The following is a 16,893-nucleotide window of genomic DNA, read 5'->3' on the forward strand; positions in this document are numbered from 1 at the left end:
GGAAGAAAAATTGGGATCTGCATGTGTTCACAAAATCTAGAATATAGAAAGGTGAAATTGCGAAATCTAATCCCAGAACTTCTAATGATTATTATATTCTAAATGGGGGATTATATCAAAAATGCTGAAATTATTTACTTAATTTAATATTAGGTTAAAATCGAAAGTAAGACCTAAGAAGAAAGTCAATAAATAGGTGTTCCTATTTAACACTAAAACATCCCCTTATCAAGAACTATGCTTTCCATAAAAAGATAAAGCAGTAAAATTATTTTACTTTTTCTTATAAATCTTTTGACTTTGATGAGATATTCTAGTAAATTAAATAATAAAGATTCTTCAATATTGTAACTGTATTGATCCGAACTTTTTTATTGCAATATAATGTTGCTTTAATTAATATATTTCATATAAGGTAGGCCAAAAGAGGTAAAATTATGAATGGACTTGTTATCACTGCAATATGGGTGATTACTGCTAGTTTTCTAGGTTTCTGCATTAGTGCTATATTTTCAAATAGCATTAAGCTTTCACGGCGTGTATTTCTGATCCCTTACGTTATACTCATTAGCGCATTTCTCTTTGAATTTATCAATATCAGCAAGTTCGATTTAGGAGCTCTTTTTTCTCATAACTGGCTATGGGGCGTTATCAGTGGAGTGATTATCGGATTATTACTGGTAAAAAATGTGTTTTCCCAGCCGGCTTCACGGCAATCTAAAGGATGGAATTTTGTACTTGATATTGTTTGGATAGGTTTGGTTTACGGAATTATTGATGCGTTGTTTCTTAATGTGATGCCGGTTCTTGTAGTTTGGTTATCTGCCCCTTTAATCGGAGGAGTAACTACATGGCCAGGTAAGATTGGCATTGGTGCTCTTGGTCTGGTTGCCAGTCTGTTGGTTACTCTGGCATACCACTTGGGCTATGCGGAATTCCGAAATCGACGTGTAGGTTTAGTGCTTTTCGGCAATATGCTTATTACGCTTGCCTTTATTATTAGTGTAAACCCGTTGGGAGCCGTTCTAAGCCATGCTGCCATGCACATTGTGGCAGTAATTCGAGGTCCGGAGACGACCATTCAACTACCGCCACATAGGTAGATAAGTGGATTCAAACTTCACATAAAGGCTTAAGCATGACTATTAAATTAGAGGTAGTGGTAATTAATCTGAAATTTTTTCCACTTTATATTAATTTTTAAAAAATAGAGCATTTAATTTGTAACAGGAGGCCTTTAATGAATTATTTAAAGAGTATCTATACACCCGTAAAATTCAATCCCAAAAAAGATCTGGTCATTGCCTTGTTTTCTTGGCTTTTGGTGGTTGGCTCACTTTCGATTGCTACCTACCTAATTACCTCCCAGAGAGGTCTTTTATATTTTTTATTCTATGCAGTCATTGGAGCGACAATTTTTGGTATTAGTTTGCCTGCTTATTGGACCTTAATTAAAAAAAGAGAAAGCCTCGATAAGCTGGGAATTACCAAGAAGAATCTTAAAATAAGTATCGCTGCCCAAATCTTACTCGCCATCATTCTATATTACAACAAGATTGATATTCTATTAGGTAAAGAATTTTCAGAGCTTTTTCCACTTATCACCCTGGTACTGGCCATTGGTTTTTTTGAGGCTGTTTTTTGGAGAGGTTGGATTTTGACTAACCTAGAAGACTCCTTTGGTACGATACCGGCAGTAATCTTGGGATCACTTTTATATGCAGCTTATCACATAGGTTACGGTATGGGATTTAGTGAAATGCTCTTTTTATTTTATATAGGCATTATGTTTGCAACACTATTTGTTTTAAGCAGGAATATTTTTATCCTATGGCCAATTTTTCAACCCTTCGGTCAATTAATAACCATTTCCAAAGAGGATCTTCCGCTTCCCTTGATAGCTTCAGTAGGGTTTATAGAAGTTTTAATAGTTATGTTTGTAATTATTCTTATTCTATGGAAATATTCAACCAAAAATAACATAAAATAGGATAGACTGAATATTTAATTCTCATTAATAAGAGTGATAGGATTTTAAATAGGTGTCTGTCCCTTGTATTCCTCCATTTTAAGCGCATGCCCAGCAGGTTGTTATTGGTAACCTCAGTATTTACGGGTTTAATGACAGTAATACTCATAAATACGCTGTTTGCTAATAGATTTTTCTAATTTGTAAAAATGCCTTTAAACGTTGTAGTTTTAATAGCTTTGATACTGGTTTCTTATTTTACAACAGTTGAGCTCACTAAAAAATACTTTTTTAAAAAATATGATATTTAATAAACGCATAAATGCGTGACAAGGTAAGATCCTTTGACATAATTCATAGAGCAATAATGGGTGTCTGGTCTTCACATTTTACATTCAAACCACAATACCCTAGAATTATCCTATGACCAGACCACTGAGAATCAATTTCGAGAATGCCGTCTATCCTATCATAGCCAGAAGTAATAGAAATAAGTATTATTTAAAATAATTTTTCTGTGAAGGAAAAAGGTAAAAGGTGATGTATATGGATAAAATAGAAATTTATTATTTCTCCGGAACCGGTAATTCATTACATGTAGCCCAGGAAATTCAAAAGCGTATTCCTAACACTACCCTAATGCCGATATTGAGTCTTTTAAATGAAGAAGCCATTGAATTGAAGGGAGATATTATAGGTCTTGTATTTCCGATCTACCTTAGCTCAACCCCTGTCCCTGTTAGGGAATTTATTAGGAAAATTCATTTTAAGCCCGAGCAGTTCCTTTTTACTGTAACAACCAATTGTGGTTATCCTGGGAAAGTGGAACTATACCTGGAAAGGCTGCTGGCAAAAAGAGGCAAGGAATTAGATTTTTATTATACTTTAAAAATGGCTTCCAATAGCCCCAAAGGATTGCAACCATCCTTTATGATTGCACAAAACTGGGCAAGTACCATAACAGAAAAGAACATTTTAGTCCTGGAAGAAAATGTACAAAAAAAATTAAATATAATTGTCAAAGCGATTATCAATAAAAAAAAGAATACTGATCAAGATAGCCCAAAACCCACAAATGCTTTAACAAGATTTATTAATAAATTCTTACAATTACCCTTGCAATGGTATATTGAACGTATTAATGCCAAAATAGGATTTTATTTTGATTCAACATGTACAGGTTGCGGATTATGTGAAAGTGTATGTCCATCTAAAAAAATTAAATTGAATAATGGTAAACCGCTATGGCAAGATGATGTCAGGTGTTACTACTGCTATGCCTGTTTTAACTTTTGTCCCGAACAGTCAATTCTTGTTAAAAATTATACTCGCAAGGATGGAAGATATTACTATCCGGGAATTACCGCAAGGGATATTGCTGTACAAAAAAATCCAAGAAAAGAATTCAATAGGGTTAAGCCTTGAGTTATAAGTTTTCTTCATTTATTTCATACACCATTTCTCCACCTGAGGAAAACAAAGGATTCCTAACCACAAAGAGAAGTTTATTAAAACATCTTTATCATAAGCTTAATTTTCAATTTTTCCATAAAAATATTTTGAGTGATAGTAGTTTCGAAGATCTTCTATAGCAGTATATTATTATTAAAAATACATTAAATAGCTTTTTTATATTATTAATTAAAATTAAATAGGGACACATCCCATTGTCTTAGATAATAAATATTTTACTTTTAAATTAGATAAATACAGAAGGTGTGCCAGGTCAATAATTCGGTAACCTTTAGCGGACAACCTATAGGATCTGAGGAGCTTCTTGCCTAGATGGTTGATGTTTTAGGTATTACCATAGACAGACATCCTAAGGAAAGACCTCATAAAATAGAAAATTAAACCACAGAAAAAATAGGATGTGTCCCTATTTATTATAATCGGAATTCGTAATCAGTATGGTAATATCTCTTAAGGTATAGTAGAATAAAGTGCATAGATTTGTATTTCAGATGAGTAGGGTTATTAGAAAGATAGATTAGGCGGCTAATAAATTGCCGCATGGCGCGCTGATAGGTTTGTTGAGTAGTTAGTGCAAAATATGGGGGTATAGCTCAGTTGGGAGAGCGCTGCGTTCGCATCGCAGAGGTCGGGGGTTCGAATCCCCCTATCTCCACCATTTATAAATAAAGAAACAGATAGGGGGTCGGCAGTGGCGGGTCTACAATAGGGGTCAGGTCTCAACATTTGACATAACTCATTCCAGATGCTAATATTTACCCATGTCTAGACCATTACGCATCGCCTATGAAAATGCCTTATATCATATTACCTCCCGGGGTCAACGCAGAGAGAATATCTTTTTCGATGATAAAGATAAAAATACCTTTATCCGAAAATCAGATGAAACATTCACCAAGTATGGCATTACCTGTTACGCCTATTGTCTGATGGATAATCACTATCATCTATTTATTAAGACGGCCAAACCCAATCTTTCCCAGGCCTTGCACTATCTGAATACTTCTTATGCCAATTGGTTTGGCAGTCGCTATCAAATGATTGGTTCTCTTTTTCAGGGTCGTTTTAAATCCATCCTGGTAGATGCAGATAGTTATGCACTCATCCTTTCTGCCTATATGCATTTAAACCCTATCCGAGCAGGGATAGTGAGTAAACTGGAAGACTATCCCTGGAGCAGTTATCTGGATTACCTTGGTCTGCGGAAGTCTCAGATGGTCAATCTCGATCCATCCCTGGTTTTGCATTACTTTTCTGCCGATGCTACCTTATCAACCAAAAAATATAAGGAATATCTCTGGCAGAATCAGTCCATGGAAGATCCATTAAAACAATCCTATCATAATATAGCTTTGGGAGATGATCATTTTATAAAACTCCTTAAATCACGAATTGCCAAGAAGGGACTATCCAGAGAAATTCCGGTAACACGTTCCCTGCCCTTATATTCTGCTCCAGAAATTATCGAAAAGGTATGTGACGTAACACACCTAGATCAAAATAGATTAATGAGCAAGGAAAGAGGTAATAGGTATCGATCCTTAGCCCTATATTTGATCAAAAAGTTCACTCCCCTTAAACTCACCCAGATCGGACAATTGTTTGATATGGATTATTCGGCTGTTTCCCAGGCAGTGAAAAGATTTGAAAATAAATTCAAAGAGGATAGGGATTTAGAGCGAACAAAAGAAAAGGTTATTTCTGCTTTGAAAAAAGAATGAATGTCAAATGTTGAGACCTGACCCCTTGACTCACTCTATAATCGATAAGAATGAGCGTAGGTGTTACTAAGATTTTAAATTAAGATTGAAAGAGGGTATTACTATGTCGGAAAAATTTAGAGATTTTCTTAAAAGCAATTATTGGAAAACGATTGATTTTTCAACCACAGACCAGAGCAAAGGCATCAAACCGCTACCTGCAGAAAAACCCTATAATCCTGAAGATAGGACCATAGATCTTATAAAACCGGAAGATTGGCAATCAATCCATGAAGTAAGTGTTAAGACTGCGATTACCAGAAGGAAATCGAGAAGATCTTACACCGAAGATACTATAAAACTCGAAGAACTTTCTTTTCTTCTATGGGCAACCCAAGGTCTTCGAGGAAAAAGGTCTGCAGTTAGAAATTATAGAACCGTGCCTTCGGCGGGATGCAGACATGCTCTGGAAACTTATATTGCAGTTTTCAGGATTGAGGGGATTCCCAAGGCGATTTATCGTTATCTACCGCTGAGTCATCAACTGGTAGAAGTGGTGAAATACCAAGACCTTGAGGGTTTGTTAATCCAAGCCACCCTTGATCAATCATTTGCCGGTAAAAGCGCAGTGACCTTCATTTGGACCTCCCTACCGGCACGTATGGAATGGCGATACGACAGAGCATCTTACAAATTGATAGCTCTGGATGCCGGCCATGTTTGCCAAAACCTCTACCTGGCTTGTGAAGCCATCGCTGCCGGGACTTGTGCCATTGCCAAATATGATCAAGAATTTGTCGATAAAATTCTTGGAATTGATGGTGTTGAGGAATTTACCATTTATATGGCATCTGTTGGGAAAGTTCAATAGAAGATCTAATAAATGAAATAAAGAGGTTGTATCGGCTTAATAATCCGGAAATTTTAACGGACAACCTATAAATTTTTTATCTTATAAAGATAATTTTATAAATGAAAAAGATAAAAAAATATTACGATGGGGAATTGCGAGAATTATTGAATAAAAAATAAACCTGAAGAAGTATTATAGAAAGAGTGGATAAAATATAACTAACGAAATGTCCCCCTGCCCTTCGAAGATCCAAATCCAAAATTATTTGACTTAAGATGTCAAATATTGCTATACTTCAAAACATTAAAAGGAAAACCGAGTTCACTTCTTTCTCGTTTATCCTCTAAAAGGAGGTTTTTTTAATGGAAGCCTATGAAAGTATTAAAACGAGACATTGTGTTCGTGCTTTTAAATCCAAGCCAATCACCAAAGATGTTATGCAAAGGATAGTCGATGCAGCAAGTAACAGCCCTTCCTATACAAATACCCAACCTTGGGAAATGGTTGTGGTAAGTGGCGAAAAAAGGGATGAGATTAGCCGGGAACTATTGAAACTGGCGAAAACTAAGGCTCCAAGCAGCCCCGATATTCCATTGCCAACAAGCTGGCCTTCGCAAATAGAACAACGCAGCAGGGAATACGGAGCTCGTAAGTTAAATACCCTTGGAATAGAGCGAAGTGATAGGGAAGGAAGAGAAACACTCAGATTGATGAACTTCGAATTTTACGGTGCCCCCTGTGCTGTATTTCTCTTTATGGACGGATCACTTGGGGAATGGTCTCTGTTTGATATGGGTTTATTTACTCAAAACCTGATTTTGGCTGCACATACTCTTGGTGTGGGTAGTTGTATCCAGGCTTCAGTTACCGGATATGCAGACGAAATTAAAAGATTTCTTAACATCGCAAAAGACCAAAAACTGGTAGTTTGCATATCAATGGGCTACCCTGATCAAAAGGCAAAATTGAATACTTACCGCAGCCTCAAAAAAAAGCCAGAAGAGTTTATGTATTGGCATGAGCAGCCATAAAGAAAAGTATAATATATAGTGCATACATATAACAATGTATATAATATATATAGAGTGGATTGCGACTCTAAATTGCTTATGTTTTATATCTAAACTTTTAATAATCCGTTAGCTTGTGATCATGTATTATGTTTATTGTGTGTTTAATAAAATCTTTACAATAATTAAGAGAGTGATTTTCTTTTTTTCTCAAAAGGAGGATGTTAATGAAAGTCTTATGTATCGGTGATACCATGATACCCGGAAAGAACATTGCTAAAGCAGCAAAAGAGTTGCAGGTAAAACCAAACTATATTGAAATGGATGATTGGGAAACAGATTGGAATAAATTACAGGATAGAAGATTAGTGATTGAAAAACAGGGGCCATCTGCTGAAAAAGTAGTCCCACAGATAGCAAATGCCAGTAAAGATATCGAAATATTGTTGGTTTTATTTTGTCCGGTATCGCAAGAGGCCATTGAAACTTTGCCTGAACTTAAGCTGATTGGTGCCTCCAGGGCAGGATTGGAGAATATTGATGTTGATTATGCCACAAAAAAGGGAATAGTGGTTCACAATATACAAGGTCGTAACGCTCAGGCGGTTTCCGATTATACAATTGGTTTAATTCTGGCAGAAGCGCGTAATATTGCTCGCAGTCATACTGCTGTAAAGAACGGTATCTGGCGAAAAAATTTTTTTAATTCTGACATGATACCTGAGTTACAAGGTAAGACGGTTGGTTTAATTGGTTTTGGTTTTATAGGTCAACTCGTTGCTCAAAAATTAAGTGGTTTTAGAATCAATCTTTTGGTATTCGATCCCTATGTTAATGATGATGACATCCAGAAATATCAGGCGAAGAGAGTGAGCCTGGAAGATTTATTAAAAAATTCAGATTTTATTTCCTTACATGCTCGTTTAAGTCAGGAGAACAAGGATTTGCTGGGGGAGAAGGAGCTTTCATGCATGAAAAAGTCAGCCTATCTTATCAATACGGCACGTGCCGGTCTCATTCAAGAAGATGCCCTATTTGAATCATTAAAGGGGCAAAAAATTGCCGGTGCAGCCTTAGATGTATTCTGGCAGGAGCCAATTACCAAGAATAGCCGCTGGTTAACGCTTGATAATGTTACCCTGACTTCTCACATTGCCGGAACAACAACAGAAGCCCTGACTAAGTCTCCCTTTTTACTTGTTCAAGATATCAATCGATTGTTGGAAGATAACCATCCCCGGTTTATTGTCAATCCTGAAGTTTTAGAAAAGATTGAAGTCCAGAAATGGCTGGAAAAAGTGAGGCGAGCATAGAATGTTAGCCAATTTAAATGATGTTTTAATCCCGGCCAGAGAAAGGGGCTATGCCATTGGTTCATTTAATGTGCACAATCTGGAAACCGTGCAGGCGATATTCGAGGCAGCTACTTCATTGGATCTTCCTGTTATTATTGCTTTCGGCGAAAAGGTTAGCCATATAACTGATATTCAGTTAATTGCAAAGTGTGTCCATAGTTTAGCAAATAGAACGAAAATTCCGATGGTACTGCACCTGGATCATTGTAAATCAGAGGATTTGATTATTAAGGCTATCCAGGCAGGTTTTACCTCGGTGATGTATGACGGTTCAGGTTTAAAAAGAGCGAGAATATCGAAAAAACTGCAGCAATCGTTAACATAGCCCATGCCGCTAACGTAACATTAGAAGCAGAATTGGGATATATACCTGCTGAAGATACCGGACAAGCGGTTTCTGAGCATCAATTAACCAGGCCAGAAGAAGCCAAAGAGTTTGTTGAAAAAACCGATTGCGATGCCTTAGCTATTGCTGTTGGTACGATTCATGGAAATTATATTGGGGAACCGAAGATATATCACAATCGGTTGAAAGAGATTGCTAAAGTTGTTTCCGTTCCCCTGGTCTTACACGGAGGTTCTGGAAATACTGAAAAAGACCTGGTGCTGGCAATTAAGGAAGGGATCGCTAAAATTAATATCAATACGGAGATCTCTAATGCAGCTGTAAAAGAATTGGAAAGCATATTTAAAAAAGGATTTTCAGGACATTTTTCCCTTCTATCCGAGGCTATTAAAGAACCCATGATAGGTGTAATCCAGGAAAAAATGAAATTGTTTTTGTGTGGAAAAGCGGTAAAGTATTAGAAAAAAATGGAATATGGCTTTATTTCCGATATTGATTTAAGAGGTTATAATGAATCAGCTGATTATAAGTATTGATCTGGGAACAACAGGCTGCCGTACGGTTATTTTTAATGAACTTGGAGACCCCTTATCCCATTCTTATCAAGAATATAACAGTATCTATTTATCCTCAAGATGGATTGATCATGATCCAAAAACATGGCTGGAAGCAGCTCAAAGTACAGTCAAAGAAGCAATCAGTAAATTAAAAGAAACCCATAAAAATTTCTCTGCTATTGCGGTTACTTCACAAAGAGCTACCGTGATTCCTGTTGATAAAGATGGAGATCCCATAGATAATGCTATATTATGGCAAGATAAAAGGGCAATAGAAGAAACAGAGCATCTGAAAAACATCTATGGTTCAAAAGAAATTTATACTATCACCGGTTTAAGGATTGATCCCTATTTTACTTTGCCAAAATTGTTATGGTTTAAAAAGAATAGAAGAGAAATCTATGGTAAAACCTTTAAATTTCTTACAGTCCAGGATTTCATTATTCATTACTTGACCGGTATCTTTAAGACAGATTGGACACAGGCATCAAGAACCATGCTTTTTAATATTGACCGATTTAAGTGGGAAGAAGACTTAATAAAAAGTGTCGGCATCGCATTGGATAAGTTACCGGAAGCTGTTCCTCCGGGTTCTGTTATTGGTGTTTTAAATCGTTCAGCTGCCGATAAGCTTGGTTTGCCCGAAGGTATTCCTGTGATTGCTGCCGGAGGAGACCAGCAATGTGCCGCCATTGGATTAGGGGTGGTAAAGGACGGATTGGTAGAAGCCAATACAGGAACGGGTTCTTTTGTTTTAACGAATAGCAATAAACCATTCAAAGACAAAAATCAACGTCTGATTTGCAGTGCTTCTTCCGTTGCCGGCAAGTGGGTATTAGAAGCAGGCATTTTTACTACCGGTTCAATTTATAGATGGTTTAGAGATAATTTTTGGCTTTTAGGCAGCGAAGAACAAAAAAAATTCAGAACTGATGCTTATAGTTTTATGAATTCGGAAGCAGAAAAGGAGCCTATAGGGTCAAATGGCTTATTGTTGATTCCTCATTTTGCTGCCTCAGCAGCTCCCTATTGGAATCCTGAAGCTCGGGGAATATTGTTCGGATTATCATTAGGCCATACAAGTTCTTCCATTATTCGGGCAATTCTGGAAGGAATTGCTTTTGAAATCCGGAAAAACATGGTTATTATGGAAGGTTTTGTTGGACCAATTAAAGAGGTTAGGATTAGTGGAGGATTGACTCGTTCCGAAATATTTAATCAGATCCAGGCTGATATTTACGGCAGACCAGTGGTTAAGTCTGGTTATGAAGATGCTTCTTCATTGGGAGCAGCAATTATTGCAGCAGTAAAGATTGGCTTATACAATAATATTGTGACAGCAGTTGATTCCATGACTAAATTAGATTACCTAAGTCAAAAGAACCCCATTGATATCCATACTAAAGTCTATGAAGATTTAATTATTATTCATGATGAATTATATAAGTCAATAGAAAAGTCAGGGATCTATCATAAATTGAATGAAGTGGTAAAAAGTCTATAATTCAAAAAAATTTATGAAGCAATAGTGGTACATTCTAAAGAAGTTAAAGTATTTTTTAACAAGTTGATCGGTCTTATTGAATTATTTTACCTAAAATATTACAAAAAAAATTGAAAAAATTGTGGAAACATGAAATAATTAATTAACATAATCCTCAAAAGATGATAAGCTTTCCATAATCCATAAATATAATTAGCTATAATAACAATAGAATAATACTAAAGTGGCTTTATTTTTTCTACTACACTTAGCAGTGAAACAGGACTGGAAAATCAAAAAAAGAGGAGGTGATCTATACAGTAAATACTGAACCCATATAAATTACCTTATGGGTTAAAGAAAAGATGTGTAATGTTTTGTTATCTCTCGTTACACAGTCCATTAAATTTTTAAAAATATAAGGAGGAGAATAAAAAATGTTATCACTTAGAAAACAAAAATTTTTGCTTTTTACGATGTTCATTGTTGTTTTACTGATGGTTGGATCTTTCTCTGTTGCTGCACAAGAGAAAATTGTATGGAAGTCTTCAAGTTTTGGTCCTGCATCTAATTATTCCCAGATTCACCATGATAAGGCTTGTGCAGACATTACCAAAGCAAGTGGCGGGCGTTTGGAAGTCAAGGCGTTTGTCGGTGGTTCGGTTGTTCCGGAAACAAAAGAACTTGATGCAGTTATTGATGGGGTTTTAGACCTGTGCTATACCTGTCCCATGTATAATCTGGATAAATGGTCAGCAGCTGGTTTAATCAGCTCCAGACCAGGTGGACTGCCTGGACAAATTTTAACACAATGGTTTGATTATGGTGGCGGATGGGAATTAATGAACAAGATGATGGAGGGTTCTAATGCCATGGTGCTACCTGGATTTTTATCTCCTGAACCGGGTGAAGTATTCCTCCATTCCAAAAAGAAGATAGAAACGGTAGCTGACTTGAAGGGTCTAAAAATACGTACTTCCGGTGATGGCGGTGAAATTCTGGCCAGAATGGGTGCTAATCCCATATTTTTACCTGGTGGTGAATTATACGAGGCTATGCAGAGAGGTACCATTGATGCTTTTGAATACGCAGGTTTATCAACCAATTGGAGTATGCATTTTAATGAAATTGCTAAATATGTCATTATTTCACCTGTCCGAGCTCCCAGTGATCCCCACGTCTGGTTTGTTAACAAAAAGTCCTGGGAAGCACTTCCTGATGATCTGAAAGTATTGGTGCAGAATGTGTTAGCAAGATGGTCTCAGGAACAGCAAAATTTTGAAAGCCATAATGATATGGATGCCATACAAAATTTCAGAGATGCCGGATGTGAGGTATACAATCTCCCCAAAGAAGTATCAGACGCCCTCTCAAAAGAAGCTGTAGCATTTTATAAAGAAAAAGCCGCTAAAGAGAGCCCGATATTTGGTGAGATTTTAGACTCCATGAATGCCTATGGGGAAAAGGCTGGATTATAGTAATCATTAGTGGTTAAGTTTGTTTATTTGATTTAAGAATTACGAGGAGTTAAGAAGTATGATATTTTTAAGAAAAATCCTTAAAGGCATTGATACGATGAGTAAGTACGCTGGTTTATCTGCAAGATGGCTTGCTTGGCTCCTTGTCCTGGTAGGCGCATATGAAACGATTTTAAGACATTGGTTTAATGCGCCTACCGTTTGGGCATATGATACCTTGTGTATGGCTGGTGGAGCCGTTTATATTATGGGATGGTCCTACTGTTATTTGATTGACTCCCATGTAAGAGTAGATCTTTTCTACACTCGCCTTTCCGAAAAGAATAGAGCGATAATGGATATAATCAGTTCCCTAATATTCTTTTTTCCATTAATGATAGTACTGGTATGGATTTCTAGCAAATGGGCAGTGAAAGCATGGAGAATTCATGAGACAATGATCGCTACCTATTGGTATCCTCCCGCTGCTCCCTTCAGAACGGTATTTGCTCTTGGATCATTGTTATTACTTCTTCAAGGCATAGCTAGGTTTATCCGCGATCTATATTTTGTAACAAGAGGTGAACACCTTGATTGAAATATTAAGTGAAAAAGTCATTACTGCTTTGATGTTAGGTGGGGTGCTTGTCCTGGTCATGACCGGTTTCCCTATCGCTTTTGTCATAGCTAGTGTTGCACTCATTATGGGCTTTCTTTTATTTGGGGGAGATATAACCTACCATATTTTATACAGTCGGATGTATAGCATGACACTTAGTTATCCGTTCCTGGCTGTTCCTCTTTTTACCTTTATGGGCGGTTATTCTGCAAATGACCGGAATCATTGATGAACTCTATACGGTACTATATGATAGTATGAGGGGATTCAGGGGTGGACTGGCTATTGTTACCATATTATTTGGTACGATCCTGGCGGCATGTTTAGGGGTAATTACTGCTTCTGTCTCCATGTTGACAATGATTGCACTGGCTCCCATGGTGACCAGAGGATATGATAAATCTATAGCCTCAGGTTCGGTTGTTGCCGCCGGTACGCTGGGAATACTAATTCCTCCCAGTATTATGCTGGTTGTATATGCACCACAAGCCGGTATTTCTATCGGACAGATGTTTATGGGTGCTTTTCTGCCCGGGTTATTTCTATCAGCTTGCTATTGCGCTTACGTGGGAATTCGATGTTACTTAAATCCCAAATTAGGCCCACCGGTTCCGGAAGACCAAAAGTCGATGCTGCCTTTTGGAGCAAAAATGATAAGATTATTAAAAGCTTTACTTCCTCCATTAGGCATCATTTTAGCGGTTTTGGGCACTATATTCCTGGGGATAGCTCCCCCCACTGAAGCGGCTGCCATGGGAAGTTTGGCTGCTGTTATCTTGGCGGTAGCCTACCGGAAAATGACTTGGGATGTTGCTAAACGGGCAGGGTTGGAAACACTCAGAGTGAGTGCATTAGTACTTCTGATCGCAGGAATTTGTTATGCTTATGTGGGAGTGTTTATGAGCGCAGGTTGCGGTAATGTTGTATTCGATTTAATCATGAGTGTTCCTGGTGGGAAGTGGGGTTCCTTCCTTGTAATCATGTTAATTCTTTTTGTGTTGGGGATGTTTATCGAATGGATAGGCATTGTCTTTATCATGGTTCCAATAGTATCACCCATTATAGTAGCTTTAGGATTTGATCCACTGTGGGCTGGCTTGATGATTTGCATCAATTTACAGATGGCATTTCAGACACCTCCCATGGCCATGTCAATTTTTGTTTGTAAGGGGACTGCTCCACCCGAACTTGGTGTTACAATGGAGCATATTATAAAGGGAGTTGTTCCGTTTATTATTATTATTGCCCTGAGTTTGATTGTTTTCAGTATTTTCCCACAAATTATTACATTTTTGCCAAGCCTTATGTGAGATAATAACTTTCATTTAGAAGCGAGTTGATCAATTCGGTTACATTTGGAAAATAATTATATTTTTCAAATGTAACCGAAGATAATTAGCGAATCTCACATTCTTAACTTTCAAATTTTTTAAAAATAACCTATTTAGTTAGATAATATAGATATAGTTAATAGATATTTTAGGAATTATATCTATTGCCTTAATTCGCCTATTTTCGTTTTTTTTCCAATAAGAACCATGACTAGGTAGCTATTCTTTTACCCAAAATAAATTGAATTCTGAAGTGTTATTGAAGGTGCATCAATGAAATATATCATAGCAGATGACTTAAGCGGTGCTAATGATACCGGAGTAAAATTTACCAAAAAAGGCTATAATGCAAGTGTATCAATAGTAAATAACCAACCAACCGTAGTTATCCCTGACAATATAGATGTTTTTGTGGTGGATACCGAGACCCGAGAATTAGAAAGTGAACCTGCCCGAGAAAAATTAAACAGTATACTGAAAAAACTAAGTATTGACCAAGATGATTTTGTGTATAAAAAAGTAGACTCAACACTGCGAGGTAATATTGGCGTAGAAATTGAAGAAATAATGAAGTTCTTAAAAAAAGATATTTGTATTTTTAGTCCCAGCTTCCCTTCCCATCAAAGGGTGACCATAGATAGTTATCTCATGGTTGATCAAAGACCTCTTGGTGCAAGCGAATATTCATCTAACCATTTAAAGCAAGAAGAAAATTCCTTTATCCCTGCAATCATGAAAAAACAAACTGACTTTTCGGTTGGGCAAATTCACCTATCAGATGTTGCCAAAGGACCAAAAGCTATTTTATCAAAAATAAATGAATTGTGTAAAAAGGGTAATCGAATAATAGTTATCGATTCCATCATAGAAAATCATCTAAGAGATATCTTTCGTAGTGGCTTCAAGTTTAGTGGAACAGTTTTATTTTCAGGGTCCGCAGGTTTAGCAAATCATTTTCCGAAAAATAATAATAAGCCTGAAAAGTTGAAGGTAAATATTGAAAATACTAAAGGTCCGGTCATAGTCATTGCAGGTTCAAGGAATTCTGTGGTAAGCCAACAGATAAATTATCTTAAAGATAACCTAAATCTTGCTCAAATTAAAATAGATTTAGAGCAAATTTTTTCTGATCGAGACAGGGTTTTAGAGAATTATGCCGCTAAATCGATTGAATTAATTAATGCTGATCAGGATTTACTGATATACACCGATGCCATTTACAATGAGAGACAATCTATTAATAATAAATTGATGGATAAGCATCACTTTAGTTTTAGAGAACTGGAGATTGAAATTAAAAAAATGTTTGGTCAACTTACTTCTGAAATAATAAAAAATACAAAAGCAAGAAATTTAATTCTAACCGGGGGAGATGTGGCATTAGGAGTATGCGAAGAACTGAAAATATATAGTATGAATATTTTAGATGAACTGTTACCGGGTATTCCTTTGACGACTGCAAATTACAAGAATCTTACCTTAAAAATAATCACTAAAGCAGGCGGATTTGGTAAAGAAGACACCTTGTGTATTTTGATTGATAAATTAAAAAATGATTAAGAATGGAGGAATGGTTTATTATTTATGGATAAGACCATATATTTGCTCAAATGAAAAAGCCGATTATTTGTATCACTATAGGAGATCCTGCGGGTATAGGAGCTGAAATTACCGTCAGGGCTTTAAGTAAAAAGGAGATCTATAAAAGATCAAAACCAGTAGTCATTGGGAGCAAGTCAGTTATCGATGACGCCATCAAATTTATTCCGTCCAATTTAAAGGTAAATATTATCGAAAACATGAAAGAAATAAGAGGAGAATTTGGCACAATCGATTTACTGGACTTGGATAATATAAGATTAGATGAATTTGATTACGGAAAAGTAAGTGAGAAAGCAGGAAAGGCGTCATTGGAATATATTAATCGTGGCATTGATTTAGCAATGGATGGGCAAGCAGATGCCGTGGTTACTGGTCCCATTCACAAAGAATCCATCAAAGCAGCCGGTTCACCCCATGCCGGTCATACAGAAATCTTTGCCACCCGTACAAAAGCAAAAGATTATGCTATGATGCTGGCAGATAAGCATTTAAAAGTGATTCATGTATCTACCCATGTATCATTACGAGAGGCATGTAATTTAGTGAAAAAAGATCGGGTGTTAACTGTAATTCATTTAGCAGATCAAGCTTTGAAGAGCCTGGGCGTCAAGGATCCAAAGATTGCCGTAGCAGGATTAAACCCTCATGCCGGAGAGGGAGGGCTCTTTGGTAGAGAAGAAATTGAAGAAATTATACCGGCAGTAAAGCAAGCACAGAAGACGGGTATAAGGGTAGAAGGTCCTATTCCCCCGGATACGATTTTCTCTAAAGTGATTGGGGGACAATACGATATTGCTGTGGTGATGTATCACGATCAGGGTCATATACCCATGAAAGTTACCGGATTTAAATATAATAGAAAAACCAATAAATGGTCAAGTATGAGTGGTGTTAATGTAACGATAGGATTACCAATTATTCGAACCTCTGTGGACCATGGTGTCGCTTTTGGGAAGGCTGGAGAAGGCAGAGCAAATGAAGAGAGTATGGTAGAAGCAATCCAAATGGCGATTGATTTTATTCACTAATTTTTTTCGAAAATAGAAAAATAGCACCCGATAGTTCAACCACTATTCTGGGCACTTAATGAATTTTATATTAATCTGGAAAGGACACTATAAATAATTTATAACATGAG

The 16,893-nt window shown here is 36.7% G+C and carries 14 protein-coding genes, 1 tRNA gene and 1 pseudogene; all 16 read left to right on the top strand.

What is annotated here, in order from left to right:
- Positions 1-437 precede the first annotated feature (437 nt).
- Entirely contained in the window at positions 438-1,103 is a 666-nt protein-coding gene (locus ENO17_03415) for a hypothetical protein (protein ID HER24085.1), read from the top strand.
- A 137-nt stretch (positions 1,104-1,240) separates the two neighbouring features.
- Positions 1,241-1,990: a CPBP family intramembrane metalloprotease gene (locus tag ENO17_03420; GenBank protein HER24086.1), complete on the top strand. Its 750-nt coding sequence runs from the start codon at positions 1,241-1,243 to the stop codon at positions 1,988-1,990.
- Between the two features lie 516 nt (positions 1,991-2,506).
- Entirely contained in the window at positions 2,507-3,394 is an 888-nt protein-coding gene (locus tag ENO17_03425) for a ferredoxin (GenBank protein ID HER24087.1), read from the top strand.
- 630 nt (positions 3,395-4,024) lie between these two features.
- Positions 4,025-4,100: transfer RNA gene (locus ENO17_03430), tRNA-Ala, on the top strand.
- A gap of 103 nt (positions 4,101-4,203) precedes the next feature.
- The gene (locus ENO17_03435; GenBank protein HER24088.1) at positions 4,204-5,163 is read left to right on the top strand and encodes a chromosomal replication initiator DnaA; all 960 of its coding nucleotides are present in this window, start codon (positions 4,204-4,206) and stop codon (positions 5,161-5,163) included.
- 103 nt (positions 5,164-5,266) lie between these two features.
- Complete coding sequence (locus ENO17_03440; protein ID HER24089.1) at positions 5,267-6,013, top strand: SagB/ThcOx family dehydrogenase; 747 nt, start codon at positions 5,267-5,269, stop codon at positions 6,011-6,013.
- Between the two features lie 344 nt (positions 6,014-6,357).
- Positions 6,358-7,026 (top strand): hypothetical protein, encoded by a 669-nt coding sequence (locus ENO17_03445; GenBank protein HER24090.1) that lies wholly within the window; start codon positions 6,358-6,360, stop codon positions 7,024-7,026.
- A gap of 206 nt (positions 7,027-7,232) precedes the next feature.
- Positions 7,233-8,318: a 3-phosphoglycerate dehydrogenase gene (locus ENO17_03450; GenBank protein HER24091.1), complete on the top strand. Its 1,086-nt coding sequence runs from the start codon at positions 7,233-7,235 to the stop codon at positions 8,316-8,318.
- Between the two features lies 1 nt (position 8,319).
- Positions 8,320-8,685 carry a class II fructose-bisphosphate aldolase gene (locus ENO17_03455; GenBank protein ID HER24092.1) on the top strand — a complete coding sequence of 122 codons (366 nt, stop codon included), beginning with the start codon at positions 8,320-8,322 and terminating at the stop codon, positions 8,683-8,685.
- The gene (locus tag ENO17_03460; protein HER24093.1) at positions 8,655-9,167 is read left to right on the top strand and encodes a class II fructose-bisphosphate aldolase; all 513 of its coding nucleotides are present in this window, start codon (positions 8,655-8,657) and stop codon (positions 9,165-9,167) included. The genes ENO17_03455 and ENO17_03460 overlap by 31 nt, the downstream gene beginning before the upstream one ends.
- Before the next feature lie 49 nt (positions 9,168-9,216).
- Entirely contained in the window at positions 9,217-10,767 is a 1,551-nt protein-coding gene (locus ENO17_03465; protein ID HER24094.1) for a carbohydrate kinase, read from the top strand.
- A 416-nt stretch (positions 10,768-11,183) separates the two neighbouring features.
- Positions 11,184-12,224, top strand: coding sequence for a hypothetical protein (locus ENO17_03470; GenBank protein ID HER24095.1), 1,041 nt, complete (start codon positions 11,184-11,186; stop codon positions 12,222-12,224).
- Between the two features lie 58 nt (positions 12,225-12,282).
- On the top strand, positions 12,283-12,801 hold the full coding sequence (locus tag ENO17_03475) for a TRAP transporter small permease subunit (GenBank protein ID HER24096.1): 519 nt from the start codon (positions 12,283-12,285) through the stop codon (positions 12,799-12,801).
- Positions 12,794-14,132 (top strand): annotated as a pseudogene (locus ENO17_03480) (TRAP transporter large permease subunit). The gene ENO17_03475 and the pseudogene ENO17_03480 overlap by 8 nt, the downstream one beginning before the upstream one ends.
- A 294-nt stretch (positions 14,133-14,426) precedes the next feature.
- Positions 14,427-15,713 carry a four-carbon acid sugar kinase family protein gene (locus ENO17_03485; protein ID HER24097.1) on the top strand — a complete coding sequence of 429 codons (1,287 nt, stop codon included), beginning with the start codon at positions 14,427-14,429 and terminating at the stop codon, positions 15,711-15,713.
- 50 nt (positions 15,714-15,763) lie between these two features.
- The gene (pdxA, locus tag ENO17_03490) at positions 15,764-16,783 is read left to right on the top strand and encodes a 4-hydroxythreonine-4-phosphate dehydrogenase PdxA (protein HER24098.1); all 1,020 of its coding nucleotides are present in this window, start codon (positions 15,764-15,766) and stop codon (positions 16,781-16,783) included.
- Positions 16,784-16,893 lie beyond the last annotated feature (110 nt).

It is taken from the genome of Candidatus Atribacteria bacterium (assembly GCA_011056645.1).
GTDB classification, from domain to species: domain Bacteria; phylum Atribacterota; class Phoenicimicrobiia; order Phoenicimicrobiales; family Phoenicimicrobiaceae; genus Sediminicultor; species Sediminicultor quartus.